General features: G+C 62.4%; 23 protein-coding genes. 9 read left to right on the forward strand and 14 right to left on the reverse strand.

The features are described 5' to 3' along the window. Positions 1-272 precede the first annotated feature (272 nt). Positions 273-2,387: a glycine--tRNA ligase subunit beta gene (glyS, locus tag ACS4RR_RS22060; protein ID WP_260110226.1), complete on the forward strand. Its 2,115-nt coding sequence runs from the start codon at positions 273-275 to the stop codon at positions 2,385-2,387. A 58-nt stretch (positions 2,388-2,445) separates the two neighbouring features. Next, on the forward strand, positions 2,446-2,934 hold the full coding sequence (locus tag ACS4RR_RS22065; RefSeq protein WP_260110225.1) for a 2-thiouracil desulfurase family protein: 489 nt from the start codon (positions 2,446-2,448) through the stop codon (positions 2,932-2,934). A 78-nt stretch (positions 2,935-3,012) separates the two neighbouring features. Here the strand turns inward: ACS4RR_RS22065 and ACS4RR_RS22070 are convergent, their stop codons facing one another. The 10 genes from ACS4RR_RS22070 to ACS4RR_RS22115 form a co-directional block, all read right to left on the reverse strand. Then, the gene (locus tag ACS4RR_RS22070; protein WP_222385788.1) at positions 3,013-4,836 is read right to left on the reverse strand and encodes a methyl-accepting chemotaxis protein; all 1,824 of its coding nucleotides are present in this window, start codon (positions 4,834-4,836) and stop codon (positions 3,013-3,015) included. Between the two features lie 437 nt (positions 4,837-5,273). Continuing rightward, the gene (locus ACS4RR_RS22075) at positions 5,274-5,735 is read right to left on the reverse strand and encodes a plant virulence effector HPE1-like domain-containing protein (RefSeq protein ID WP_260110224.1); all 462 of its coding nucleotides are present in this window, start codon (positions 5,733-5,735) and stop codon (positions 5,274-5,276) included. Between the two features lie 99 nt (positions 5,736-5,834). After that, on the reverse strand, positions 5,835-7,112 hold the full coding sequence (gene purD / locus ACS4RR_RS22080) for a phosphoribosylamine--glycine ligase (protein ID WP_456189402.1): 1,278 nt from the start codon (positions 7,110-7,112) through the stop codon (positions 5,835-5,837). A 64-nt stretch (positions 7,113-7,176) separates the two neighbouring features. Beyond that, positions 7,177-9,111 (reverse strand): DUF2207 domain-containing protein, encoded by a 1,935-nt coding sequence (locus ACS4RR_RS22085; protein WP_456190167.1) that lies wholly within the window; start codon positions 9,109-9,111, stop codon positions 7,177-7,179. 38 nt (positions 9,112-9,149) lie between these two features. Next, positions 9,150-10,412: a 3-phosphoshikimate 1-carboxyvinyltransferase gene (gene aroA / locus ACS4RR_RS22090; protein WP_407768081.1), complete on the reverse strand. Its 1,263-nt coding sequence runs from the start codon at positions 10,410-10,412 to the stop codon at positions 9,150-9,152. A 159-nt stretch (positions 10,413-10,571) separates the two neighbouring features. Continuing rightward, positions 10,572-11,123, reverse strand: a complete 552-nt coding sequence (locus ACS4RR_RS22095) for a LemA family protein (RefSeq protein ID WP_260110221.1) — start codon at positions 11,121-11,123, stop codon at positions 10,572-10,574. A 61-nt stretch (positions 11,124-11,184) separates the two neighbouring features. Further along, complete coding sequence (locus ACS4RR_RS22100; RefSeq protein ID WP_407766858.1) at positions 11,185-11,736, reverse strand: P-loop nucleotide/nucleoside kinase family protein; 552 nt, start codon at positions 11,734-11,736, stop codon at positions 11,185-11,187. Beyond that, entirely contained in the window at positions 11,733-12,689 is a 957-nt protein-coding gene (locus tag ACS4RR_RS22105) for a glycine--tRNA ligase subunit alpha (RefSeq protein WP_456189403.1), read from the reverse strand. The genes ACS4RR_RS22100 and ACS4RR_RS22105 overlap by 4 nt, the downstream gene beginning before the upstream one ends. Before the next feature lie 289 nt (positions 12,690-12,978). After that, positions 12,979-13,170 (reverse strand): hypothetical protein, encoded by a 192-nt coding sequence (locus ACS4RR_RS22110; protein WP_162118366.1) that lies wholly within the window; start codon positions 13,168-13,170, stop codon positions 12,979-12,981. A gap of 18 nt (positions 13,171-13,188) precedes the next feature. Beyond that, complete coding sequence (locus ACS4RR_RS22115) at positions 13,189-14,049, reverse strand: S49 family peptidase (protein ID WP_162118367.1); 861 nt, start codon at positions 14,047-14,049, stop codon at positions 13,189-13,191. A 183-nt stretch (positions 14,050-14,232) separates the two neighbouring features. Between ACS4RR_RS22115 and ACS4RR_RS22120 the strand changes: the two genes are divergently transcribed. After that, on the forward strand, positions 14,233-15,573 hold the full coding sequence (locus tag ACS4RR_RS22120) for an Nramp family divalent metal transporter (protein WP_260110219.1): 1,341 nt from the start codon (positions 14,233-14,235) through the stop codon (positions 15,571-15,573). 29 nt (positions 15,574-15,602) lie between these two features. Here the strand turns inward: ACS4RR_RS22120 and ACS4RR_RS22125 are convergent, their stop codons facing one another. Beyond that, positions 15,603-16,379: a tRNA1(Val) (adenine(37)-N6)-methyltransferase gene (locus ACS4RR_RS22125; RefSeq protein ID WP_260110218.1), complete on the reverse strand. Its 777-nt coding sequence runs from the start codon at positions 16,377-16,379 to the stop codon at positions 15,603-15,605. Between the two features lie 6 nt (positions 16,380-16,385). Beyond that, positions 16,386-16,613 carry a putative signal transducing protein gene (locus ACS4RR_RS22130; protein WP_024321294.1) on the reverse strand — a complete coding sequence of 76 codons (228 nt, stop codon included), beginning with the start codon at positions 16,611-16,613 and terminating at the stop codon, positions 16,386-16,388. Positions 16,614-16,721: 108 nt separating this feature from the next. Here ACS4RR_RS22130 and ACS4RR_RS22135 point away from each other — a divergent pair, with 108 nt between their 5' ends. The 4 genes from ACS4RR_RS22135 to moaB all read left to right on the forward strand — a co-directional run bounded on the left by ACS4RR_RS22135 (position 16,722) and on the right by moaB (position 21,225). After that, entirely contained in the window at positions 16,722-17,738 is a 1,017-nt protein-coding gene (locus tag ACS4RR_RS22135) for a polyprenyl synthetase family protein (RefSeq protein ID WP_017963032.1), read from the forward strand. 134 nt (positions 17,739-17,872) lie between these two features. Next, a complete protein-coding gene (locus ACS4RR_RS22140) occupies positions 17,873-19,705 on the forward strand; it encodes a tetratricopeptide repeat protein (RefSeq protein WP_456189404.1) in 1,833 nt (610 codons plus the stop codon). Between the two features lie 57 nt (positions 19,706-19,762). Further along, the gene (locus tag ACS4RR_RS22145; protein WP_260110216.1) at positions 19,763-20,674 is read left to right on the forward strand and encodes a 4-(cytidine 5'-diphospho)-2-C-methyl-D-erythritol kinase; all 912 of its coding nucleotides are present in this window, start codon (positions 19,763-19,765) and stop codon (positions 20,672-20,674) included. Continuing rightward, positions 20,674-21,225: a molybdenum cofactor biosynthesis protein B gene (gene moaB / locus ACS4RR_RS22150; protein ID WP_017963028.1), complete on the forward strand. Its 552-nt coding sequence runs from the start codon at positions 20,674-20,676 to the stop codon at positions 21,223-21,225. Before ACS4RR_RS22145 ends, moaB begins: the two co-directional genes overlap by 1 nt. A gap of 127 nt (positions 21,226-21,352) precedes the next feature. Here moaB and ACS4RR_RS22155 read toward each other — a convergent pair whose 3' ends face one another. Then, a complete protein-coding gene (locus tag ACS4RR_RS22155; protein ID WP_456189405.1) occupies positions 21,353-21,688 on the reverse strand; it encodes a hypothetical protein in 336 nt (111 codons plus the stop codon). Positions 21,689-21,875: 187 nt separating this feature from the next. Further along, positions 21,876-22,394: a glycosyltransferase family 2 protein gene (locus ACS4RR_RS22160; RefSeq protein WP_456189406.1), complete on the reverse strand. Its 519-nt coding sequence runs from the start codon at positions 22,392-22,394 to the stop codon at positions 21,876-21,878. Between the two features lie 139 nt (positions 22,395-22,533). On the opposite strand from ACS4RR_RS22160, the gene ACS4RR_RS22165 reads away from it, so the two are divergent. Together ACS4RR_RS22165 and rnhB are read left to right on the forward strand one after the other, a co-directional pair. Next, entirely contained in the window at positions 22,534-23,691 is a 1,158-nt protein-coding gene (locus ACS4RR_RS22165) for a PA0069 family radical SAM protein (protein ID WP_170276672.1), read from the forward strand. A gap of 332 nt (positions 23,692-24,023) precedes the next feature. Continuing rightward, positions 24,024-24,713 (forward strand): ribonuclease HII, encoded by a 690-nt coding sequence (rnhB, locus tag ACS4RR_RS22170; protein WP_162118375.1) that lies wholly within the window; start codon positions 24,024-24,026, stop codon positions 24,711-24,713. Positions 24,714-24,888 lie beyond the last annotated feature (175 nt).

Consider the following 24,888-nt stretch of genomic DNA (forward strand, 5'->3'; position numbering starts at 1 on the left):
CTTCTCCCCGAGGGGAGAAGGGATATGCCGCACTGCTTTCCTCCATCACAAACGGCAGTGGCAAGAATGGATCGCTGCCGCAACTCCCCTTCTACCCACCGGGGAGAAGGTGCCCGGCAGGGCGGATGAGGGGGCCACATGGCAACACGCCCGCCGGTCGCCCCACCCCATCGCTCTCGTCCGTTTTTGCGGTTGTGCAGATGCGGCATTCTTTGATAGCAGAAGCAACGTTTTTGGATCGCCCTGCCCGCGGGCGCAAGGAAAAGATTGACATGCCAAACCTTCTTCTCGAACTCCGCTCCGAAGAGATTCCGGCCCGCATGCAGCGCAAGGCTGCCGGCGACCTGAAGAAGCTCGTCACCGATGCGCTTGTCGAAGCCGGCCTGTCCTACGAGGGCGCGCGCGAATACTGGACGCCGCGGCGGCTTGCGCTCGACATCCATGGCCTGACGGCCCGCTCAGCCGATGTTCGCGAGGAACGCAAGGGACCGCGCACCGACGCCAACGAGAAGGCGATCGAAGGTTTTTTGCGCGGCGCCGGCCTTTCCTCGGTCTCCGAGGCGCAGGTGGTGAGCGATCCGAAGAAGGGCGATTTCTACGTCGCGGTCATCTCCAAGCCCGGCCGCGCGACGGAAGAGATCGTCACCGATATCATGCCCGGCATCATCCGCGATTTTCCCTGGCCGAAATCGATGCGCTGGGGCAAGGCCTCGTCGAAGCCCGGTGCGCTGCGCTGGGTGCGGCCGCTGCAGTCGATCGTCTGCACCTTCGGCCCGGAGCATGAAGAGACCACCGTCATCCCCTTCGAGATCGACGGCATCACCGCGTCCAACATCACCTACGGCCATCGCTTCCATGCGCCCGAGGCGATCACCGTCCGGCGCTTCGACGATTATGCGGCGAACCTGGAAAAGGCGAAGGTTATCCTCGATGCCGAGCGGCGCAAGGACATCATCCTGCACGACGCCCGCGACATCGCCTTTGCCAACGGGCTTGAGCTGGTGGAAGACGAGGGCCTGCTGGAGGAAGTCTCCGGCCTCGTCGAATGGCCGCAGGTGCTGATGGGCAGCTTCGAGGAGGATTATCTCTCGATCCCCTCCGAAATCATCCGGCTGACGATCAAGACCAACCAGAAGTGTTTCGTGACGCGGCCGCAGGGCGGCGAAACGCTGTCGAACAAGTTCATCCTCGTCTCCAACATCCAGGCGAGCGACGGCGGCAAGGAAATCGTTCACGGCAACGGCAAGGTGGTGCGGGCCCGGCTTTCGGATGCGCTGCATTTCTGGAAGCGCGACCAGGGCAATCTGCCGGATCTCGAGATGCTGACGGCTTCGGCGGCAAAGTTCGGCCTCGACATCAAGAAGCCGCTCGATCAGCGCATGGCCAAGCTCGATGCGCTTGACGTGACCTTCCATGCCAAGCTCGGCACACAGGGCGCGCGCGTCGCCCGCATCCGCACGCTGGCCAAGGAATTGGCGAAGATAACTGGTGCGGATGCGGCCCTCGTCGATCGCGCCGCCGTACTCGCCAAGGCCGATCTGCGCACCGAAGCCGTCGGCGAATTCCCGGAGCTGCAGGGCTTGATGGGCCGCAAATATGCGGTGCTGCAGGGTGAGGACGCCTCCGTTGCCGCAGCGATCGAGGACCACTACAAGCCGCAGGGTCCGTCGGACCGCGTGCCGGAGGACAGAGTGGCGATCACCATCGCCCTTGCCGACAAGCTCGATACGCTGATCGGTTTCTGGGCGATCGATGAAAAGCCGACAGGGTCGAAGGATCCGTTTGCGCTGCGACGGGCAGCACTCGGTGTCGTCAGGATCCTGCTGGAGCGAAGGATCCGCCTGCCGCTGCTGGCAACGACCAGGGATGGCGACCTGCTCTCCTTCTTCCACGACCGCCTCAAGGTCTACCTGCGCGACCAAGGCGCCCGCCATGATTTGATCGACGCCGTGCTGACGCCCGATGCCGACGACCTGTTGATGGTGGCGCGCCGCGTCGAAGCGCTGACGGCCTTCATCACCTCGGAAGACGGCAAGAACCTGCTTTCCGGCACCAAGCGCTCGACGCAGCTGCTTGCCGCCGAGGAGAAGAAGGGCACCGTGATCGCCGACGGTGTTTCGCCAGCGCTTCTGAAGCTCGATGCCGAGAAGGAATTGTTCGCCGCAATCTCCAGCGCCTCGAAGGATGCGTCGGACGCCGTCGCCGGCGAGGATTTTCGCTCGGCGATGGAAGCGCTCTCCAAGCTGCGCGGCCCGGTCGACCGCTTCTTCGAAGAGGTGCTCGTCAACGACGAGGACGCCGCCATCCGCGCCAACCGTCTCGCTTTGCTGCGGCTGATCCGCGAGGCGACGGGAACGGTTGCGGATTTCTCGAAGATTTCGGGGTGAAATTCGGCCGCCATCGGCGGTCTGGCATTGCCGCCGCCGTAGCGTTATTCATACAGACATGCAGAGCAAGATTCTCGTCAGCGCCTGTCTCATGGGCCAGGCCGTTCGGTATGACGGACGGGCGAAGCCGTTGCTTCATCCGGCGATCGAGACATGGCGGGCCGAGGGCCGGCTCGTGACGATCTGTCCGGAGATGTCGGCGGGCATGACGGTGCCGCGGCCGCCGGCGGAGATCGCAGAGGCGGCAACGGGCGAGGATGTGCTGGCCGGCACGGCGCGGGTTGTCGAGCTGACGGGCGCCGACGTAACGGAAGAGTTCCTGCTGGCGGCGGAAAATGCCGTGGCGCTCGCAAGGCAGACCGGCTGCCACTATGCGCTGCTCATCGACGGCAGCCCGTCCTGCGGATCCGGTTTCATCTATGACGGCACGTTTTCCGGCCGCAAGCAGGCCGGCAACGGCGTGACGGCGGCGGCGCTGAAAGCGGCCGGTGTCGAAGTGTTTTCCGATCATGAGATCGAGCGGCTGATCGAACGTATCGCGCAATAAGCCTCAAAAGGCACGGCCGCCGGAGAACCGACGGCCGCTAAGAATTTGGTGATGAAAACGCTTTTGTCCCCGCGCCGTTTAAGCGGCGCGGCGACCTTGATGCATTGCCGGGGCAGCGCTTTCGCCACTGACGCGGAAGCCACGGATGAGGTCGATCAGCTCGTCGGTATCGGTGGCGAGCGTCTCGGCCGATGCCGTGGTCTCCTCGGCCATGGCGGCGTTCTGCTGGGTGGCGGCATCGAGCTGGTTCATCGACGACGAGATCGAGCGCAGCGTCGTATCCTGTTCGGAGGCGCTGTGGGCGATCTTGGCGACGATCTCGTTGGCGGCCTTGATCTGGTCGGAGATGCGCTTCAGCGCTTCGCCTGCCTCGCCGACCAGACGGACGCCATGGTCGACCTGGCTGGAGGAGCGGGCGATCTGGTCCTTTATCTCCTTGGCGGCCGCGGCGGAACGCTGGGCAAGTTCGCGCACTTCCTGGGCGACGACCGCAAAGCCCTTGCCGGATTCGCCGGCACGCGCTGCCTCGACGCCGGCATTCAACGCCAGAAGGTTGGTCTGGAAGGCGATCTCGTCGATGACGCCGATGATCTTGGTGATCTCCGAGGACGACTTCTCGATGCCGCTCATCGCCTCGATCGCCTGGGTGACGATCGCATCGCTATGGGTGGCCTCGGTGCTGACCGAGTGGACGCGCTTGCTGGCTTCGTGCGCGCCATCGGCCGTCTGGCGGACGGCGACGGTGAGCTCATCGAGGGCGGCCGAAGTCTCTTCCAGGCTGGCCGCCTGACGCTCGGTGCGCTGCGACAGCTCGTTCGAAGCGCGGCGGATCTCTTCCTTGCTGGTGCCGATGTCGGTTCCCTTGGCGCTGACCTTGGCCATGGCGGCTTCGAGATGCGACAGTGCATCGTTGAAGTTATCGCGGAGGGCGGCATACTTCTGGCCGAGATCGGCGCAGCGGACGGTGAGATCGCCACGGGCAATCATCGCCAGTGCCTGGCCAATCGTTGCCACCACCCGCGCCTGGAGGGTCGTCTCATCCTGCTGCTGGCGCAGATTGTTTTCGCGCTCGCTTTCCAGCGCCAGCTGCTGAGCCGCCTCGCGATCGGACATCTGATGGCGTTCCCTGATCTTTTCCTGCAGCGACAACGTCGCCTTCGCCATCATGCCGACTTCGTTGTTCATCCCGGTATGCGGGATGGCGATCGAAACATCCTCTTCGGCGACGGCCTTCAGGGCGGCATGGACGTTGTTGAGAGGTCCCGATATACCGCGGATGACAAAGTATGCGGCTGTCATGGCAAGGAAGAACAGAACGATGCTGCCGGAGAGCGCGGTCAGGATCGTGCTGTTTATCTGAGCATCGAGATCGTCCATATAGACGCCGGTGACGACGACGACCTTCCAGGGATCGAAGGCCTGTGCATAGGCCGTCTTACGAAAATCGCCAGCGGGGTGGCCCGGTTTGGCTGTGGAATAATATTCGACGAGACCGCCGCCCTGCTGCCCGAGCTTGACGAGCTCTTCGCGATAGAGCTTGCCTTTGCTGTCCGGCTGGCCCTTGTTGACCTGACCGACTTTCGCCGCATCGTAATGGAACATCATCTGGATGTCGTAGCTATAGCCGAAGAAATAGCCATCGGGGTCGTATTTCATCGCATTGACCGTGGCGTAAGCCTGCTTCTGGGCGTCTTCCAGCGTCATTTCGCCGGCAGTCACTTTGGCCTGGTAGATTTTGAGAACAGAGACCGCAGACTGCACCTCCGCCCGCAGCATGTCGTAGCGTTCGTTGTAGATCGCGTTGACGGAGGAGCGGATCTGCAGGGAGGTGGCGATCGCAAAGGCGATCATCAGGCCGACGACCAGCAATATGAGCTGCTTCGATATCTTCAAATTTTTCATGACGCCTCGCAACGGGAATGGATGGCTGCATTCCGGTGCGGTCTTCTACCGCCTGTGCGAGCGCGCCGAAAAAGAGGACGCGTCTACCGCTGCTAAAATAAACATGCTGCGACCGGGTAAAGTATCAATTAATGCTCACCCTATAAAAAAGCTTTAATTTTATTGTTCGCGATGTGAACTTCCCTGAAAATCAGGGGGTAAAGTTAGGCAGACCGCCGGATTTTCATCCGCCGGCCAAATATCATTTCTCTTTTGAATTCTCAGCGTGCCCGGTGCATCAAAACATGAATGCACCCCCGCTGCTCATCGAGGGTGCATTCGGCCCACCTGTGGTGGACCCCCAAACGATCGAAACCTTGATCAGGCGGGGGCAGGGAATTTGTTGTTTAGGCAATTCCGGACGCAAAACCGCTCAACACTTTTGCCGGAAGTTGCTCCTAGAAACGCAGCTTGAATTCGGAAGCGTTTAGCGCTGCCGGTTGTTCCGCCATGCCGGCCGCAACGGGCCTGGCGTCGCCGCCAATGACGGCCGCGGTGGTTGCATTCATGTCGATGCCGTCGACCGCCGGCGCCGACGGCGCGGCCGCAATCATGGATTCCGGCGTCGCCTTGCTGACGAAAACGACGGGCGAGCCACCCATCCAGCCTTCGGTGCGGTAAATCTTCTTTTCACCGCCGACATCGCGGATTTCACTCGCCTCGAGGACGCCGGGCTTCAGCTCCGGCACCGTATAGTCCCTCTTGGTCAGCTCGGTCTGGAGCGGCGGGCAATGGGCGCAGGTTTCGGTGACGATGCTGCCTTCAGCACGCGGCGCAGTCTTGCCGACCACCTCGATCGAGGACGCCATCGCAGAACCTGCCATCAGCAGGATTGCCGCACCGAGGAAAATCTGACGCATCAACGCTACTCCGTCTCATCTTGGGAGCAAATTAGCGCAGCTTTGTTTCTATCCCGTCAGGGGAAAGGGTAAAAATTTAAAGAACGGGCCGGTTTATACTCATTCCGCGCCGGTTTCGCGCTCGATCGCCCGCCAGCCGATGTCGCGCCGGCAAAAGCCGTTTTCCCATCTTACCCTGTCGAGCAGCGCATAGGCGCGGTCCTTGGCCTCGGCGACCGTGCCACCTGACGCGGTGACGTTCAGCACGCGGCCGCCGGTCGCAACCAGCACACCGTCTTTCAGACCCGTGCCGGCATGAAACACCTTCTCGCCCTCGCCCGTATCAGGCAGGGAGAGGATCGGCGTATTCTTCTCGTAGGCGCCGGGGTAACCCTTGGACGCCATGACCACCGTCAGCGCCGGATCGTCGTTCCATTCGGCGTTGACCTGATCGAGCGTGCCGTTGGCGGTGGCGAGCAGCAGCGGCAGAAGGTCGCTTTTCAACCGCATCATCATCACCTGGCATTCGGGGTCGCCGAAGCGGACATTGTATTCGATGAGTTCAGGCCCCTTCTGGGTGATCATCAGCCCGGCGAAAAAGACACCGGAGAAGGGATGGCCGCTCTCGGCCATGCCGCGCATCGTCGGCTCGATGATCTCCTTCATCGTCCGCTCGACCATTTCGGCGGTCATCACAGGCGCCGGCGAATAGGCGCCCATGCCGCCGGTATTGACGCCGGTATCGCCCTCGCCCACCCGCTTGTGATCCTGGGCGGTTGCGAGCGGCAGCACATGTTTGCCATCGCAGAGGCAGAAGAAGCTCGCCTCCTCGCCATCAAGATAGGCTTCGACGACGACTTCGGCGCCGGCAACGCCAAAGGCGCCTTCGAAGCAGTCGTCGACAGCAGCCAAAGCTTCCTCGAGCGTCATCGCAACCGTGACGCCCTTGCCGGCGGCAAGGCCATCGGCCTTGACGACGATCGGCACACCCTCGGCGCGGATATAGGCTTTGGCCTTCGGTCCATTGTTGAAGCGCTGGTAGGCGCCTGTCGGGATGCCGTAGCGGGCGCAGATATCCTTGGTGAAGCCTTTGGAACCCTCGAGCTGGGCTGCGGCAGCGGAGGGACCGAAGACCGCCAGGCCATCGGCGCGCAGCCGGTCGGCGAGGCCGGCAACCAGCGGCGCCTCCGGACCGACGACGACCAAATCGATCGCCTTGTCCTTGCAGAAGGCCGCGACCGCTTGGTGATCCTCGATGTCAAGGGGCACCAGCACGGCGTGTTCGGCAATGCCGGGATTGCCGGGTGCAGCATAGAATTCCGTCATCAACGGCGATTGCGCCAGCTTCCAGGCGAGCGCATGCTCGCGTCCGCCCGATCCGATCAACAGAACCTTCATGCGCGACCCTTTCCTGTTTCGTCTGGCGGTTAAGGGCGAAGGACCGAAAGGTCAAGCGGGAAAGCTACCAACCCCCGCCTCCGCCGCCTCCGCCGCCCCCGCCGGACGAGCCGCCGCCGGAAAAACCGGAGGATGAACTAGACGGCGGCGGCGAAGGAATCGTCGAAGCGATGGTCGAGGCCATCGACGAGGAAAAGCCGCCGATACGATCGGAGAAACCGCCGCTGTTGAAATTGCCGGAATACCAGGCGGGTGCATAGGCGGCAGCCGCGCCGGCGGCAGCTGCCGCAAGCCAGGCCTCGAAAGTGCGCGACCAGGGCTTTTCGACGCCGAGCGCCACCGCATAGGGCAGTAGCGTCTCGAAATGCTGCGGCGACATAGAGGGCGCGCCAGCCGTGTTCATCCGGTCCTTCTCGGCAAGCGTCAGATACTGGCGCAGGCCATCTATGCCGTCCATCATCTTGGCGCCGAGCGGGGTCGGGGCGCCCATGATGAAGAAATACAGGATGTTCAAAAGCACGATGCCGCCGACGGCAAAGAGCATCGGCGTTTCATGCAGCTCCATCAGCGACGAGGTGAGCACCATCACCATGATCGCCAGGATGCTGACGCCGACGAAAACGCCGATCGCCGTGGAGATGATGGCGATGATCTTGCCGAACAGCGACTTGCCGCGATGCACCGATCTGACGAGGCCGGCGGCAAACACCGCGACGAAGACCGAGATGGCGATTGGAATCAGCATCAGCGCGATCGTCTCGGGCTCCAGCGAACCGAAGACGAACAGTATCACCAGGGCGGCGGCACTGAGCACGATGCCGCCTGCGGTATAACCGAGGTTGGAATTGTAATATTTGCCGCGGTGTTCCTTCTCGATCGCCGAGCGAAAGGCCTGGCCGACGGACTTCACCCGCTCGCCATTGGCCTTGTCGATCGTCAGCGTCGAGCTGGCGCCGCCGGCAACCTTCAGCAATTCGATCTCGCCGGCCTGGAATTTCTCCTTGCCGAGCGGCTTGCCGGTGCCGCTGATGACGATCGAATTCTTCAGGTCCTCGAGCTTGACGTAACCGCGAACGGCGAGATTGAGCGCAGTGGCGGACAGCGCCGTCCAGCCTCCGCCGGAGAAGCCCTTATTGTCGATGTAGTTGACCAGTGCCGGCGAGATGCCGTCTGGCGCATCCCAGCGCGGCACGACGACGCCGCGGGCGGGATCGCGGCCGACCTTCAGCCAGGAGCGCGTATAGTATGCGAAGACGAGGATCAGGCCGCCGAAGCCGATGAAATAATTGCGGTTGTCCTTCAACCACCAGCTGCTTTCCATATCGGCGCTCGGCGCATCGATGGCGCCCTTCGCCATCTTGATCGAGAATGTCAGGCCTTCGTGTGCGTCGAGCGGCTCGGTCGTCGAAAAGACCAGGCCGGCGCCGGTTTCGCTGACGCGGGCATTCTTGCCGGTCGCGCCTTCCGGGCCGGTGAAGAAGATCGTATCAGTGGCGCCGACACCGGGCGGCAGGTGCACCGTCGCCGTTGCCGAGCGGATCGGGAAAATCCAGCCATTGCCGGTGACGTTCCAGTAGAGTTCGTCATGATCGTCGAAATAGCGGATCTGGCGGTTGGTTTTGTAGGTGAAGACATATTGATGACGGCCCGGCGTCACCGTCACATCGGCAGAACCGGCATAGATGCGGATGCCGCCTGATATCGACTCGGTGTGCCAGGGCTCGTTATCGCCATCACGCTGGACCGAGACCATATCGAAATCGACGCTGCGGCGACGGCCTGTGGCATCGGTGAAATAGAGCGGGAAGTCACGGAAGATGCCGTGGTTGATCTGGTTGTTCTCCGCATTAAGGGTGATCGTTTCCGTCACCGTCATCGCTCCGCTCTTTTCGAGCGCGATATCGGAGGCGAAACTGTCGATCACCTCGGCGGCAAACACCGCCGGAGCGGCGAGCATCAACAGCAGCGCAAAGCAAAATACGAAAACCCGACGCCCCATCCCTGTCTCCTCGCCGGCAGCCTCGGCTGCGCGTTCCGTCAATCGTTGTCCTGGTATTTCACGCCGAGTGCCGCGAGCGTCCGCCAATAGGCGGGGAAGGTTTTGCCGACGCAATCGGGATCGAGAATGGTAATGCCGTCGATCTTGAGCCCCGCCAGCGCGAAGCTCATGGCAATGCGGTGATCGGCGAAACTGTCGATCTCCGCCGATAGACGCTTTCCTGCAAGTGCGGGATCGGACTGCACGATCAGATCGTCGCCCTCTTCGCGGGCAAGGCCTGACACAATGCGGTTGAGGCCGGTCGAGAGCGCCCGGATGCGATCGCATTCCTTGACGCGCAGATTGGCGATGCCGACGAAGCGAACCGGCGTCTCGTTGAATGCGGCAAGCACGGCAAGGGTCGGAACGGCATCCTGCATCTGCGAGCCGTCGATCTCCGCCGGCAGATGCGGGAATTTGGCGATGATGTCATAGGCGCGCGCATCGGGCTGCGAGAAGGTATCGGAGGGAACACCGAGATCGATCGCGCCGCCGGTGAGAACCTCGGCCGCCCAGAGATAGGTCGCCGCCGAGGCATCCGGCTCGACGATGAAATCGGCGGCGCGGTAGCCGGTCGGCTCGACCCGCCATGTGACGGGGCTGGTCTTCTCGACCTTGGCGCCGAAGGCCTTCATCGCCGCCGTGGTCAGGTCGATGTAGCCGAGTGCGCCGATATCCTCGCCGACGAGTTCGATATCGACCGGCCGGTCGCCGCCGGCCGCCATCATCAGCAGTGCCGAAACATACTGGCTGGACAGGCCGCCATCGATGCGGATGCGGTCGGCCTGGAAGCGGCCGGCGCCCTTGACGGTGACCGGCGGGCAGCCGGTCTCGGCGGTCACGTCGATGCCGAGCGTGCGCATCGCCTCGACCAGCGGGCCGATCGGGCGCTTGCGCATATGTTCGTCGCCATCGACGATCACGGTGCCGTCGACCAAAGCCGCAGCGGCCGTCAGGAAACGTGTCGCCGTACCGGCATTGCCGAGGAAGAGCGGCGCCTTCGGCGGCAGGAGCCTACCGCTGCCGGTGACGACGAAGCTGGTATCGTCAGGCTCGTCGATCGAAACACCCATGGCGCGCAGCGCTTCGGCCATATAGCGCGTATCGTCGCTCTTCAGCGCCCCGGTCAGCCGGCTCGTGCCCTTCGCCAGGCCGGCAAGCAGCAGCGCGCGATTGGTGATCGACTTGGAGCCCGGCGGCATGGCGCGGCCTGAAAGCGGCCGGCCCGGCGGAATGATCGTGAGTTTGGCTGTGCGTGTCATGCTGTTCTTCCGTCCATGGGGCGTCCCTAAAGCGCGTCGCGATCTTTCAGATCTGCTTGACCCACCCTTCAGGTCTTTGGTTTTGCGCGACATGCTCAAGCCGGCCGCAATCTGCCCTTGCTCTTAATCGCTTTCCGGCAAAGGCAAAATGCCGGATCGTCAGAATTTCACGGCGGGGACGGCGCGGTCGGCCTCGTTGGTGATTTCGAAATATTCCCGCTTGGAGAATCCGAACTGGCCGGCAACAAGATTGGACGGGAAGCTTTCGACCTTGACGTTGAGATCGCGGGCGGCGCCGTTGTAATAACGCCGCGCCATTTGCAGCTCGCCTTCCATGGTTTCCAGCGAGGCCTGCAGCTCGGCAAAGTTCTGGTTGGCCTTGAGATCGGGATAGGCTTCGGCGAGCGCCATGACGCGGCCGAGCGCCTGGCCGAGCAGACCTTCCGCCTGCGCCCTGCCGGCGACATCGCCTGATGGCACGGCTTGCGCCTTGTTGCGGAGCTCAACCACCTCTTCGAGCGTCGACTTCTCATGGGCGGCATAGCCCTTGACCGTCTCGATCAAGTTCGGGATCAGGTCGGCGCGGCGCTTGAGCTGGACATCGATGCCCGACCAGGCTTCCTCAGCCATCTGCCGCGCGCGAACCAGGCCGTTGTAGATGAAGACGAGATAGAGCGCGACCAGAACGATGACGCCAAGTGCAATATACATCGCGAATCCCCCGCAGCGAAGTAATGTCCGGGCGGACACTAAGCGGTTTTGCCGGCTGCCGTCAAACGCCGATATCTCCGAGGATTCGGGCCGTCGTCTGCTCCGGCAAAAGGCCTGTCGTGTCGATTTCGACGGTGCGTTCAGCCAGCCCGCGCAGCAGCCTATGGTTTGCCCGCAGCCGTTGCAGTACCGCAATATCCGTCAGCTTGAGCGCCTCGGACCGGCCGGGAGAAACAAGGCGCCTGGCGTTCTCTTCCGGGGCGCAATCGAGCAGGATTGCCACCAGATCGGCGCCTCTTGCGGTAGCCAGATCGCGATACCAGGAAAACGTCGCAGTGTCTTGTGCATCGTCCGACAAGGCATCGGTGAAGACGAAGCTTTCAGCCGGGTCTGCGCGCACGGCATGATCGAAAACCATGTGGCGGATCTGCCCACGCAGCGATGCGTGCAGCGGATCGCTGCGCGAGAACAGGGCCTCAGCCGGATTGAGCAGCATGTGATTATCAACGAGCCGCGCGCCGAGCCTCTTCGCCAGCAGGCGGCCGACAGTCAGCTTTCCAGTGCCCGGCCAGCCGTTGATATGGATGATGCGGCTGGCTGGCTGTTGCGTCACGCCGCCTCTTTGGCCAGATTGACGCCGCCGGCATCGGTCAGCAGGAAGGCTTCGCCACAGGCCTTGGCGAGCGTGCGTACGCGCAGGATGTAGCTCTGCCGCTCGGTAACCGAGATGACGCCGCGGGCATCGAGCAGGTTGAAGAGGTGGCTCGCCTTGATGCACTGGTCATAGGCCGGGAAGACGCATTTGTGCAGGCGCTGGTTGGCGTTGTCGCCGGGTGCGCCGGCATCGAGCAGCGCCCGGCATTCCTTCTCGGCATCGACGAAGTGGCGATGCAGCATCTCGGTGTTGGCGAATTCGAAATTATGGCGCGAATATTCCTGCTCGGACTGCAGGAAAACATCGCCATAGCTGATCTTCTCGTCGCCTTCGCGGCCGTTGAAGTTCAGGTCATAGACATTGTCGACGCCCTGGACATACATGGCGAGGCGTTCGAGACCATAGGTCAGTTCGCCCGCGACGGGTGAGCATTCGATGCCGCAGACCTGCTGGAAATAGGTGAACTGCGAGACTTCCATGCCATCGCACCAGCACTCCCAGCCGAGGCCCCAGGCGCCGAGCGTCGGGCTTTCCCAGTCGTCCTCGACGAAACGGATATCATGCAGCAGCGGATCGAGACCGATCGCCGCCAGCGAGCCGAGATAAAGCTCCTGCAGATTTGGCGGGTTCGGCTTCAGGATGACCTGGTATTGGTAATAATGCTGCAGCCGGTTCGGATTCTCGCCATAGCGACCGTCGGAAGGGCGGCGGGATGGCTGAACGTAAGCGGCCTTCCAGGGCTTGGGGCCGAGGGCGCGCAGCGTGGTGGCCGGATGGAAGGTGCCGGCGCCGACTTCCATGTCGTAGGGCTGCAGTACCGCGCAACCCTTATCCGCCCAGTAATGATGCAGGGTCAGGATCAGCGCCTGAAAGGAGCGCTTCGGGTTCATATGGTCTGGGATAGCTGACATCGAACGGCACCGATTGCGTGGGATTTATCGGCGCGACAGGTGCCATGGAGGGCGGCAGGGGTCAAGACTTTTGCGGCGGCGGAGAGATCTAAAACCCCTCCCCAACCCCTCCCCACAAGGGGGAGGGGTTAACTTGCTGCGCCCGCTTTCCAGATCTTCGACGTTCAAGGAGGAGCGAGGCGGGTACTCCGGGTTAGTCCCTCCCCCTTGTGGGGAGGGGTTGGGGAGGGGTCTAGGATGCTGGATGGGGCAGAGCAGTGGCGAGACCCTTCAATTTGTGCTCTTAATTTTATTCGCCCTCGCGCTTCAGCCGGTATTCACCGGTCTCCGGGTCCTTGACCAGCGTGCCGATCGCGCCGGTCTGGCGCTCCTTTTCGGCGCGGCGCGACTTTTCGGCGAGCTTGCGGGCGTCAGAGACGAAGCGGCGGTAGAGCCACCAGGCTGAGAAGATCAGGATCAGAATGGTAATTAACTGCGGCATGCCCCTCTCTTGCTCCCTTCAAAGCCCGAAACGGCTCCACAATGCTCTCTCTTCCGCCGCTTCGACAAGCCCTGTTGCGAGACCGGATGCAGCGCCCTCGAGCGACACCGGGGACACGCCGGGAATTCGGCGGCCGAACAGGCCGCGGCCGGCGGTGACGAGCTCCAGCTTGGTCTTCTGGCCGTAGCGCCTTTTCAGTTCCTGGCGCATGTCGCCGAGGCCATCGATGAGGCCGAGCTCCAGGCCGCGCGTGCCGCTCCAGAACAGGCCGGAAAAGACCGTCGCATCGTCTGTCAGCTTGCCGGCGCGACGCTCGCGCACCATGGAGATGAAGACTTGATGAATTTCGAGCTGCAGGCTCTTCAGGTACTCGATATCCTTTTCCTTTTCCGGCTGGAACGGATCGAGGATCACCTTGTTTTCGCCGGCGGTATAGACGCGGCGCTCGACGCCGATCTTCTTCAAGAGTTCGGGAAAACCGAAACCGCCGGAGACGACGCCGATCGAGCCGACGATGGAGGTGGCATCGGCAATGATCTCGTCGCCGGCCAGCGCGATCATGTAGCCGCCGGAGGCGGCGACATCCTCGACGAAGACCAGAACCTTCTTCTGCTTCTCGCGGGCAAGCTCGCGAATGCGGGTGAAGATCAGGCGCGACTGGACGGGCGAACCGCCCGGCGAATTGATGGAGATGGCAATCGCCGGCGCGTCCTTCATAGCGAAGGCCTTTTCCAGAACCGGAGAGACATTGGCGAGATTGAGGGTCGGCCGGAACTGGCCGCCGCCGCTGATGATCGCCCCCTGCAGCCGGACGACCGGGATGGTGATGCCGTCCTTGCGGAACCGTTTCGGCAGCAGTTTTCTCAAGAATCCGGCCATTTCCCATCCTTCGCTTCGGGTCGCACGATCGCAGTTTGCGATCGGCATCCATGTATGCGTTGGAACGGCAAACGCAATCCCCGCGTTCCCGAAAATAGCGGGTTTGAATTTGTTGTTGCGAATGACTTGCATTATCATTCTAATTCGTCATAGTGCGCTGACGATAGAACAGGTGGAAATCGCATGGACGTCCTTAATCCGAATGCAAAGAGCGGTTGGCGGCACGAACGCGGCGAGGCGTCGCTGTCCGATGTCTACCGCACCGTCGGAACCGGGCGTCACAGCTCGATGTGGCGAAGGGCGGCAGCCTTCGCCGGGCCGGGCTACATGGTCGCCGTCGGCTACATGGACCCCGGTAATTGGGCGACATCCCTCGCCGGCGGCTCGAAATTCGGCTATGCGCTGCTCACTGTCGCGCTGCTTTCCAACCTGATGGCCATCGTGCTGCAATCGCTCTGCGCGCGTCTGGCGATCGCGTCGGGCCGTGACCTCGCCCAGGCCTGCCGCGACGCCTTTCCGAAATATGTCTCGCTGCCGCTCTGGGCTTTTGCGGAAATCGCCATCATCGCCACCGACATTGCCGAGGTGATCGGCACGGCGATCGGCCTCAACCTCTTGATGGGCATCCCGCTTGAACTCGGCGTGCTGATCACCGCACTCGACGTCTTCGTTATCCTCTTCCTGCAGAAGCTCGGCTTCCGCTGGGTGGAAGCCTTCATCATCGCGCTGCTCGGCGTCATCGCGGTCTGCTTCGGTGTGCAGATCCTGCTGGCCGACCCGCAATGGGGCGCCGTTCTCACCGGCTTCTTCCCGACCACGGAGATCGTCACCAATCCCGAGATGCTCTATCTGGCACTCGGCATTCTCGGCGCGACCGTCATGCCGCACAATCTCTACCTCCACTCCGGCATCGTACAGACGCGGGCCTACGGCCATACGGTTCCCGAAAAGAGGGAAGCGCTGACCTTTGCGACGATCGACTCGACGGTGGCGCTGTGTTTCGCGCTGCTGATCAACGCCTCGATCCTGATCCTGGCGGCCGCCGCCTTCAATGCGCACGGCAAGACCGACGTCGTCGAACTCGGCGATGCCTATTCGCTGCTGTCGCCGCTGCTTGGCCTCGCCATCGCGCCGACGCTGTTCGGCATCGCGCTTCTCTGCTGCGGTCTCAATTCGACGGTGACGGCAACGCTTGCCGGCCAGATCGTCATGGAAGGCTTTCTCAAGATCCGGCTGAAGCCATGGATACGCCGGCTGATCACCCGCGCCATCGCCATCGTGCCGGCGGCGATCGTCACCATCTGGTATGGCGACCAGGGCACGGCCGAGCTTTTGATCCTCACCCAGGTGGTGCTCAGCCTGCAGCTTTCCTTCGCCGTCTTCCCGCTTGTCATGTTTACCGGCAACAAGGCCAAGATGGGCGAACTGGTGGCGCCCCGCTGGCTGAGCGGCATCGCCTATCTGATCGCGGTCGTCATTGCAGGACTGAACGTCAAGCTGCTCTTCGACTTCGTCACCGGCTGAAGCAATTCCAGGAAAAGTGTGGCGCCAGTCTAAAGCCTGGCGTAGGCCGCCCGGCCATTGTTGAAATCATCGACGAGAGGGGAGAACTTGTGGCTCCCCTCTTCGTGCATGATGAGGCCCGCACGCAGCGACAGCCGCGCCCGCGATCCCTTGATACCAGTCACCAGGATACGCACGGCGTTTTCACCCGGACGCGGGTGGATAGCGGTGATCTCGATGCCGCCGAAGCGCCGGCCGCAGGCGGCAACGATCTCGGCGATCGACTGAGGCCTGGCGATCAGCGACAATTGCCCGCCTGGGATCATGATGGCGCCGGCCGTGCGGATCCAGCTTTCGAACAGGCCCTCGGTCATCGCATGGGCTTCGGCCTTCAGCGCATCCGGCGTGCGCCGATCACCGGCGTCGTTGAAGGGCGGGTTCATGATGACGTGGTGGAAGCTCTCATCGGTGAGCCCCGCATCGTTGCGCGCCTTGGAGGTCAGCGTCACATCGGCCTCGACGACGCTGACGCGGCCCGCGACATGGGCATTGTCGGGCAAGAGGATGCTGCGGCGGGCATAATCGGCCATCTCGGCCGAGCGCTCGAAGAGCACCACTTGCGAATTGGCAAGCCGTGAGGCGACGGCAAGACCGGCGGCACCGGCGCCGGCGCCGAGATCGGCAACCCTGACCGGGCGATCGTCGGCGACCAGAGCTGCAAGCAGCATCGCATCCATGCCGGAGCGATGGCCCCTGCCCTTCGGCTGCATCACGTGGAAGGCGCCGCGATGAAAGGCATCGATGGTGTCAGTGGTTTCCCCGGTCATCGGAGCTCACTTCCGCTCGCGCAACTCGCCACCGAGACCGGCATCGATGAGGATGCGGCGCGCCTGATCGGCCATCTCCTCATCCACCAGCAGGCGGCGCGACAGCATGCCGAGCGAGCCCTCCAGCACGCTCATGCCCTGATCGGCGATGAAGCAGTGAATTCCGGCATCCTTCATCAAACTCTCGGCATAGGAGAGAAGAACGGGGTCGTTGGCGCGGATAAGTTCATGCATTTGCCGTCGTTTTCCTTCCAATTTCGCTCAGCGCGACAATTCACCCCTTGCCGCGTCCATCGCCCCTTTCTATTGTCAGATGCAAAGAATGAACAGGAGTCCGGGTCGTTGGGCGTGGTCATACCGCTTGAAGAAAGCAAAAACAAACTGGCATCCATCAAGCCATTGGTCGATCTCACCAGGGCGGACATGGAGCGAGTGAACCAGCTCATTCTGTCCAAGGCCGGCTCCGACGTGCAGATGATCCCCGAAGTGGCGAACCATCTTATCTCATCGGGCGGCAAGCGGCTGCGGCCGATGCTGACGCTGGCTTCCGCCTCGCTGTTCGACTACAGGGGCGAAAACCACGTCAAGCTCGCCACCTCAGTCGAGTTCATGCACACGGCGACGCTGCTGCATGACGACGTCGTTGACGAGAGCGATCTTCGCCGCGGCAAATCGACGGCGAGGATGATCTGGGGCAACCAGGCAAGCGTGCTGGTCGGCGACTTCCTGCTCGGCCAGGCCTTCCGCATGATGGTCGATGTCGGCTCGCTCGATGCGCTCGACGTCTTGTCTTCCGCGGCCTGCGTGATCGCCGAAGGCGAAGTGCTGCAGCTTTCCGTCGCCAAGAACATGGAGACGACCGAGGACGATTATCTCTCCGTCATTCGCGCCAAGACGGCGGCCCTCTTTGCCGCTGCCGCCGAAGTCGGGCCGATCGTCGCCGAGATCGGCCGGTCCGGCCGCAATGCGTTGAAATCCTACGGCATGAATCTTGGGCTGGCCTTCCAGCTCGTCGACGATGCGCTTGATTACGGCGGCAAGGCGGCCGATCTCGGCAAGAATGTCGGCGACGATTTCCGCGAAGGCAAGATCACCCTGCCCGTCATTCTGGCCTATCGCCGCGGCACCGAGGACGAGCGCGCCTTCTGGCGCGATGCGATCGAAGCCGGCAACAGCACCGACGCCAATCTCGAAAAAGCGCTGGGGCTGATCACCAAATATGGCACGCTCAGCGACACGATCGGCCGCGCGATCCATTACGGAACGATCGCACGGGACGCGCTTGCGCCCCTTCCCGATACGGTCTGGAAATCCGCCCTGATGGAAGTGATCGACTTCTGCATCGAGCGCGTCAATTGATCAAACGTCCTTGATCGCAGGCTGATTTTCTTGCAGCGCCGCTTCAAAAAAGCCATCCTGTTGTGAATCAGTGATCGCAACTGGTTTTGCGACCGGCAGCATTTGTCGGGACGCTGTCGAAGAAAGGTTTCCTAATGCGGCAGAGACTTGCCATCCGTCTTCTTACGAGCGCAGCGCTTGCAGCTGTCCTTTCGCTGGGCAGTGTCGGCGGCGTGAACGCCGAGGATGCGGCCAAGGCAGACGATGCCGGTACGGCCGCTCATTTTGATGCGGACAGCGTCACCACCTTCTCCGGCGCCTTCCTCGCGGCGCGCACCGCCGATGTCGATCATGACTACGAAACGGCGATCGAGCTCTACAAGAAGGCGCTGCAGATCGAGCCTGGCAATCCCGAGATCCGCCAGCGGCTGATGATCTCGCTGCTGCTCAATGGCGACATCAAGGAAGGCGTCAAATATGCCAACGACCTGAAAGGCGATCCTTCCGTCGAGCGCATCACCACGATCGTGCGCGGCATGGATGCCGTGCGCCGCGACGACTACAAGACCGCCGAGTCCATCCTGAAATATACGGGGCCGAACGATCTCGACCGGATGATGAACGACCTGCTGCTCGCCTGGGCCCGCGTCGGCGCCGGCCGCGGCAAGGAAGCACTCACGGTGGTCGAGAAGATGAAGGGACCGGACTGGTTCCGCATCTTCCAGAATTACAATGCCGGGGCGATCGCCATCGTCACCGGCGACGTGAAAGCCGCCCGTCAGCATCTGAACGATGCCGTGCTCGACAAGGAAGGCGGCGCAACGGCGCCGGATACCTTCATGCGCGCGGTGATGGCGCTTGCTCGCCTCGAAGCAACACAAGGCAACAAGCAGAAGGCGCTCGACGCCGTTTCCGTCGGCGACAACCTGTTGCCGAACTATGCGCCGCTGAACGCGCTACGCGACAGCATTGAAAAGAACGAGAAGCAGGAACAGCAGGTCAAGACGGCCGAAGAAGGGGCTGCCGGCGTGCTCTTCTCCGTCGGCGGGGCGCTGAACCGCGACGGCGCCGAGGACATCGTCTCGCTGTACCTGCAGACGGCCAATGCGCTCGATCCGAACAGCGCCGATACGCTGGTGCTGCTCGGCGGCATCGCCGAGAAACAGAATCAGATGGACCGCGCCATCGCGCTCTACAAGAAGGTGCCGGAGAATTCGCCGATGCGGCGCATCTCCGAGTTGCAGCTCGGTCTTGCCCTTGCCCAGGGCGGCAAGGTGGACGAGGCGCGCAAGCACCTGCAGGCGCTGATCGCCTCCGACCCGAAGGACATCCGCAGTTACCTCGCCTATGGCAGCGTGCTCTCCGACGCCAAGGACTACGAGGCGATGGCCACCAATTACGACAAGGCCGTCGAAGCGATCGGCCCCATTCCCGGCCGCGCCAACTGGAGCGTCTTCTTCCAGCGCGGCATTGCCTATGAGCGGCTGAAGAAGTGGGACCAGGCGGAGCCCAACTTCCGCAAGGCGCTGGAGCTCAATCCCGACCAGCCGCAGGTGCTGAACTATCTCGGCTATTCCTGGATCGACATGAACCGGAACCTCGACGAAGGTCTCGGCATGATCAAGAAGGCCGTCGACCTTCGCCCTGACGACGGCTACATCATCGATCTGCTCGGCTGGGCCTATTTCCGCCTCAACCGCTTCGATGATGCCGTCGACGAGCTGGAGCGCGCCGCCCAGATCAAGGCCGGCGATGCGACGATCAACGACCATCTCGGCGACGCCTACTGGCGCGTCGGCCGCAAGCTCGAGGCCGTCTACCAATGGAACCGGGCGCTCAGCTCCGAGCCCGAAGCTGCCGAGATCCCGAAGATCAAGGACAAGGTCGCCAACGGCCTGCCTCCCGCCAGCGACGATGCCAAGGCGGCCGACAAGAAGCAGCCGGATCCGGCGCCCGTCATCCCGCCGCCGGTCGACAAGAAATCCTGACGGGCGGAAGGCATGCCTGATAAGGGCTTGGCCGGAAACAGGTCAAAGAAATAGAGCATGATGTCGTCCGAAAATCTCTCACACTTTTCGGCATCATGCTCCAGCATCACCGAAGAAGGTCGCGCGAAGATCAACCTGGCCCTGCATGTGACGGGCCAGCGACCGGATGGCTATCATCTGCTCGATATGCTGGTGACCTTCGCAGATCATGGCGACCGGCTGGGCTTCACGCGGTCGCCGGCCGACGAATTTTTTCTGTCTGGCCGTTTCGGCGAGGTACTTGCCGGCGATGGCGGCACCAACCTGGTGCTGAAGGCGCGCGACCTCCTGCGAGAGGCGATCGGTCCCCTCGCCTTCCCCGTCCGCATCCATTTGGAAAAGAACCTGCCTGTTGCCTCCGGTATCGGCGGCGGCTCGGCCGATGCGGCCGCGACGCTGCGCGGGCTGATGCGGCTCTGGGGCGCGACATTGCCCGAGGAGGCGCTCGCAGCTCTCGCCCTGAAGCTCGGCGCCGACGTGCCGATGTGCCTTGCGAGCCGGCCGCTGATTGCCCGCGGCATCGGCGAAGAGCTCGAACCTGTGCCAGAGCTGCCGGCCTTTGCCATGGTGCTCGCCAATCCGCTGAAGGGCGTTTCGACGCCCGAGGTTTTCCGCCGGCTGGCGGAGAAAAACAATCCGGCTCTGCGCCTGGCACCGAGCCGGCTTCAGACTGCCGACTGGCTCGCGGCAATTGCTGCTGCCCGCAACGACCTGGAGCCGCCGGCGCGCGAACTCCTGCCCGAGATCACGGCAATCTCGGCGATGCTGCAAGCGAAGGGCGCGCTTTTGACCCGCATGTCCGGTTCCGGCGCCACCTGTTTCGGCATATTTGCGAGCATGACTGCTGCCGAAGATGCTGCGGCAGCTCTTCACGACGCGCGCCCTGACTGGTATTTCCAGGCGACGGAAACCGTTTCGGGAGGTGCATGATGGCAGATCTGGACGAAAAACGGCCCTTCATCGCGGTCGGCATTGCGGTTCTGACTGTCTCGGATACCCGCACGCCGGAGACGGACAAGTCAGGCGATACGCTGGCGGCGCGGATCACGGAGGCGGGCCACAGGCTGGTCGACCGGGGAATTGTGCCCGATGATCGCGAAAAGATTGCCGCGCGAGTGAAGGCCTGGACTGAGAACGAAGATATAGACGTCGTCATCACCACTGGCGGCACCGGCTTTACCGGCCGCGATGTGACGCCCGAGGCGCTGGAACCTTTATTCGAAAAGCGGATGGACGGCTTTTCCGCCATATTCCACCGGATCTCCTACGAGAAGATCGGCACGGCGACGATCCAGTCGCGCGCCACGGCAGGTGTTGCCAACGCCACCTTCATCTTCGTGCTGCCGGGTTCGCCCGGCGCCTGCCGGGATGCCTGGGACGGCATTCTGAAAGGACAGCTCGACTATCGCAGCGTGCCGTGCAATTTCGTCGAGATCATGCCGCGTCTTGACGAGCACCTGAAACGCGGCGCGACCAGATAGACTGCCTGCGACAGCGGCATCGCCTAAGGCGCGTCACAGTATTTCAGATTCGCTCCTTGCGCTTCAGGTCTTTGTTTTTACGCATGTCGTTATCGCAAAACCGCAGCACACTTTTGCGCGACATGCGTTATGTCGCAATGGCCGGCAGGACGGGCATCGTGTCCCAGCTATCACCCGACAGCAGGACGCAGCTTATGCCATGAACATCCGTGACGATGAGTGTCCAGGTGCCGCTTTCGGCGGCATAGACCTCGAGAATGGCGTTCTGGTTGATCAGTCCGACTGCCGTGAGCTTTTCGGCGAAGTTCTTGTCCAGGAAATTGACGATTTCGGGTCGGCCTGCGCAACTGCGCATCATCTGCGATGCTACCGAATGCGGATGCGCGATCACCATTGTCGGCAATATGACGGCTATGAGGCCGAAGACCATACTGCGTACGCCGTAGACCCTACCGCGTGTCATGACGCACCTCCTTTCGCCGGGAACCCGGCAGAAAAGGAGATTTTCGCTGACCTGTTCTGCCGTTCACCGGCATTCCATGGCCATTCCGTTGCGAAGCGAGGCGCTTCGACGGCGCCATGATTGAATTATAGCGCGAAATCCTATTGGGCGCCATCTTTTGCGCGAACGGTGGAGAGGGTCGCGACACCTACCGCGCAGCGCGGGCGGCCCAGGAGGGAATGAGTTCACTCGCCAGCCGGCGCGGCTTCTGGCCCTTGACGAATTCGGTGAGCCGCATGCCGCTTTTGGCGATGGCGAGCGCCTGCTTCTTCGGCAGGAGAAAGCCGAGTTCCAGCGGCGGCACGGTCCGGCCGACACGCTGGAAGAACGGGCGCCGGTAGCCGCGCGATGCGGTGAAGCGCGCCGGCAGCTTGTTCAGCGCCACATATTCGGCGATCTCATCGATCCAGCCGGCCTGGGGTCTTGCACCCGGCTCGACGAAAAGCAGCCATTCGCCGCGGGCAGCGCGGACGATGTCCTTGATATCCCATTGCGAATGGAAGCGGCAACCGGCGGCGTCGGCCACCCGCGAGGTGCCGTCGCGCGAGCCGTGATCGAGCACGACCACATCGCTCACCAGCCCCTCCACCGCGCCCGCCACCAGTACCGATAAAGTCTGTGCCAGCTCAGATTCCTGATCCTGACATTCGAGAACAACCGTCAACATTGACTATTTATAATGCGCCGCACAAATTTTTGCCAGCGCCGTTTTCCTCATTTTGTTCTTGCATTGTTCTCTTTTTGCGGATAGGAATTTAATCAGCAAAACGGGCGACGGCGATGGCTTTTCGCCGCGGGAGAATCCGATGAGAGAGCAGTCCCTGGCAGGGCAGGCCGCATTCGCGCCTGCCAATACGGCAGATATTGCCGATGCGATGATCGTTTCCTCCGGTCTGAGGGTCGAGGTCGATCGGCGTCGTGGGCGTGGGGCGGGACTGAACCCGACAGGTCGATTCGAAGCGCAGCAGCGCGAGACCGTCGACGACGGCTGGCAGACGTGGGAAGAATTGCCGCCGTTCAAGACGGAAGTGCAGGTCGAAAAACCGCGCACGGCGATCACCCGTAACGAATCGCCGGACATTTCCTTCGACCGCTCGATCAATCCTTATCGCGGCTGCGAGCACGGCTGCATCTATTGTTTCGCCCGGCCGACACACGCCTATATGGGGCTTTCTGCGGGGCTCGATTTCGAGACGAAGCTGTTTGCCAAGCCCGATGCGGCAAAACTCTTGGAGCGGGAACTCGCCAAGCCCGGCTACAAGGTGCGGGTGATCGCGATCGGCACCAATACCGATCCCTATCAGCCGATCGAGAAGGAATGGCGCATCATGCGCGGCATCCTCGAGGTGTTGAACAAGGCGAACCATCCAGTATCGATTGTCACCAAGTCGGCGATGATCCTGCGCGATCTCGACATTCTGCAGGAGATGGCAAGCAAGAATCTAGTGCGTGTAGGCATCTCGGTGACCACGCTGGATCGCAAGCTTGCCCGGACGATGGAGCCGCGTGCCGCCACGCCGCCGCGGCGCCTGGAGACGATCCACACGCTGGCCGAAGCAGGCATCCAGACGGCTGTGATGGCCGCCCCGCTCATCCCGGCGCTGAACGACCACGAGCTGGAGCGCATCCTCGAATCGGCCAAGGCTGCCGGTGCTGCCGAGGCGAGCTATGTCATCCTCAGACTGCCGCTCGAGGTCAGTCCGCTGTTTCGCGATTGGCTGCTGCAGCATTATCCCGATCGTTATCGGCATGTGATGTCGCTGGTGCGCTCGATGCGCGGCGGCAAGGATTATGACGCCGAATTCGGCAAGCGCATGAAAGGCGCCGGTCCCTATGCTTGGCAGATCGCCCGGCGCTTTGAAATGGCAGCCCGACGTTTCGAGTTGACGCGCCGCAGCGTGCCGCTACGCGACGATCTGTTCGTGCCGCCAGACGGCAGCGGCGTGCAACTATCGCTGCTCTAACCTTTTGTTTCCACGCAATTCCGGCAAAACCGCTCCGCGCTTTGTCTGGAATTTCCTCTAACGTTTTACGCAATTCCGGACGGAAAACCGCTGCACACTTTTCCTGGATTTTCCTCTAACCTTTACGCAATTCCGGACGGAAAACCGCTGCACACTTTTCCTGGAATTGCTTCTAGCTTGCGCATCGGCGCTCGACAAAACCGCCCTGTTTTCGAGCCCGAGCGCAAATCCCGCGGATGGCCCTGACCGCCACCATCCGCCGGAGCGTCCCCGGCCGCCGCCCTGATCCGGGGACTTGCGGGCAATCGGGTTGGCGTGCGAGGTTCAGCCGCATGAAACCTCGCACGCCACCCGATTCTCCCCTGCTTTTCGACACGGTTCCGCTCGTGCCGGATTTCCGACTGGAGCTCAAAGCCCGCAAGGCCGGCCACTGGCCGGTCGCGGGTGCCGACGAGGCAGGCCGCGGGCCGCTGGCGGGACCCGTCGTGGCTGCCGCCGTCATCCTTGATCCCCGGCGCATCCCTGAGGGCCTGAACGATTCCAAGCAGCTTTCGGCGCAACGGCGCGAGGAACTGTTCGTGCAGATTCTGGCAACTGCGACCGTTTCCATCGCCTCCTCCAGTTCGACGCGTATCGACGAGACGGATATCCGCAAGGCAAGCCTCGACGCCATGCGCCGCGCCATCTGCAGCCTCGCCATTCCGGCAAGCTACGTGCTGACCGACGGCCTCGACGTGCCGCCCGGCCTCGATTGCCCCGGACAGGCCGTGGTCAAGGGTGATGCCCGCTCGGTCTCGATCGCCGCCGCTTCGATTGTCGCCAAGGTGACGCGTGACCGGATGATGGCGCGAGCGCATAAGGTATTTCCGGATTACGGCTTTGCCGCGCATGTGGGCTATGGCACGGCTCAGCACCGCGCCGGCATCGAGAGACACGGCCCCTGCTCGCTGCACCGGATGAGCTTCAGGCCGTTGCGCAAGGTCGAAGATGGTCCTGAGACGGATGAACTGCTTTCCGAATAGATCGCCCACAGAAGACCTGGCAAATGAAAAGTCCGCGGTATGCTCTGTGAAAGGGGCGCGAGGAACGGAGAGGTCGCGACATGTCCTCTTCTCCCCAGCGGGGAGAAGGTGCCGGCAGGCGGATGAGGGGGCCGCACGGCACAATCACGCTCCCACTTACCTATCCGCCGCGACG

The sequence above is a fragment of the Rhizobium zaerense genome (assembly GCF_051810725.1).
In the GTDB taxonomy this organism is placed as follows: Bacteria; Pseudomonadota; Alphaproteobacteria; order Rhizobiales; family Rhizobiaceae; genus Rhizobium; species Rhizobium leguminosarum_I.

What these genes read in the sequence shown, in the direction of transcription:
- ACS4RR_RS22160 (WP_456189406.1), bottom strand. Translation starts at nt 22,394, where the DNA reads ATGTTGACGGTTGTTCTCGAATGTCAGGATCAGGAATCTGAGCTGGCA.
- ACS4RR_RS22095 (WP_260110221.1), bottom strand. Translation starts at nt 11,123, where the DNA reads ATGTATATTGCACTTGGCGTCATCGTTCTGGTCGCGCTCTATCTCGTC.
- ACS4RR_RS22120 (WP_260110219.1), top strand. Translation starts at nt 14,233, where the DNA reads ATGGACGTCCTTAATCCGAATGCAAAGAGCGGTTGGCGGCACGAACGC.
- purD (WP_456189402.1), bottom strand. Translation starts at nt 7,112, where the DNA reads ATGAAGGTTCTGTTGATCGGATCGGGCGGACGCGAGCATGCGCTCGCC.
- moaB (WP_017963028.1), top strand. Translation starts at nt 20,674, where the DNA reads ATGGCAGATCTGGACGAAAAACGGCCCTTCATCGCGGTCGGCATTGCG.
- ACS4RR_RS22110 (WP_162118366.1), bottom strand. Translation starts at nt 13,170, where the DNA reads ATGCCGCAGTTAATTACCATTCTGATCCTGATCTTCTCAGCCTGGTGG.
- ACS4RR_RS22115 (WP_162118367.1), bottom strand. Translation starts at nt 14,049, where the DNA reads ATGGCCGGATTCTTGAGAAAACTGCTGCCGAAACGGTTCCGCAAGGAC.
- aroA (WP_407768081.1), bottom strand. Translation starts at nt 10,412, where the DNA reads ATGACACGCACAGCCAAACTCACGATCATTCCGCCGGGCCGGCCGCTT.
- ACS4RR_RS22065 (WP_260110225.1), top strand. Translation starts at nt 2,446, where the DNA reads ATGCAGAGCAAGATTCTCGTCAGCGCCTGTCTCATGGGCCAGGCCGTT.
- glyS (WP_260110226.1), top strand. Translation starts at nt 273, where the DNA reads ATGCCAAACCTTCTTCTCGAACTCCGCTCCGAAGAGATTCCGGCCCGC.
- ACS4RR_RS22140 (WP_456189404.1), top strand. Translation starts at nt 17,873, where the DNA reads ATGCGGCAGAGACTTGCCATCCGTCTTCTTACGAGCGCAGCGCTTGCA.
- ACS4RR_RS22155 (WP_456189405.1), bottom strand. Translation starts at nt 21,688, where the DNA reads ATGACACGCGGTAGGGTCTACGGCGTACGCAGTATGGTCTTCGGCCTC.
- ACS4RR_RS22070 (WP_222385788.1), bottom strand. Translation starts at nt 4,836, where the DNA reads ATGAAAAATTTGAAGATATCGAAGCAGCTCATATTGCTGGTCGTCGGC.
- ACS4RR_RS22130 (WP_024321294.1), bottom strand. Translation starts at nt 16,613, where the DNA reads ATGCATGAACTTATCCGCGCCAACGACCCCGTTCTTCTCTCCTATGCC.
- ACS4RR_RS22075 (WP_260110224.1), bottom strand. Translation starts at nt 5,735, where the DNA reads ATGCGTCAGATTTTCCTCGGTGCGGCAATCCTGCTGATGGCAGGTTCT.
- ACS4RR_RS22145 (WP_260110216.1), top strand. Translation starts at nt 19,763, where the DNA reads ATGATGTCGTCCGAAAATCTCTCACACTTTTCGGCATCATGCTCCAGC.
- ACS4RR_RS22165 (WP_170276672.1), top strand. Translation starts at nt 22,534, where the DNA reads ATGAGAGAGCAGTCCCTGGCAGGGCAGGCCGCATTCGCGCCTGCCAAT.
- ACS4RR_RS22085 (WP_456190167.1), bottom strand. Translation starts at nt 9,111, where the DNA reads ATGGGGCGTCGGGTTTTCGTATTTTGCTTTGCGCTGCTGTTGATGCTC.
- ACS4RR_RS22105 (WP_456189403.1), bottom strand. Translation starts at nt 12,689, where the DNA reads ATGTCAGCTATCCCAGACCATATGAACCCGAAGCGCTCCTTTCAGGCG.
- rnhB (WP_162118375.1), top strand. Translation starts at nt 24,024, where the DNA reads ATGAAACCTCGCACGCCACCCGATTCTCCCCTGCTTTTCGACACGGTT.
- ACS4RR_RS22125 (WP_260110218.1), bottom strand. Translation starts at nt 16,379, where the DNA reads ATGACCGGGGAAACCACTGACACCATCGATGCCTTTCATCGCGGCGCC.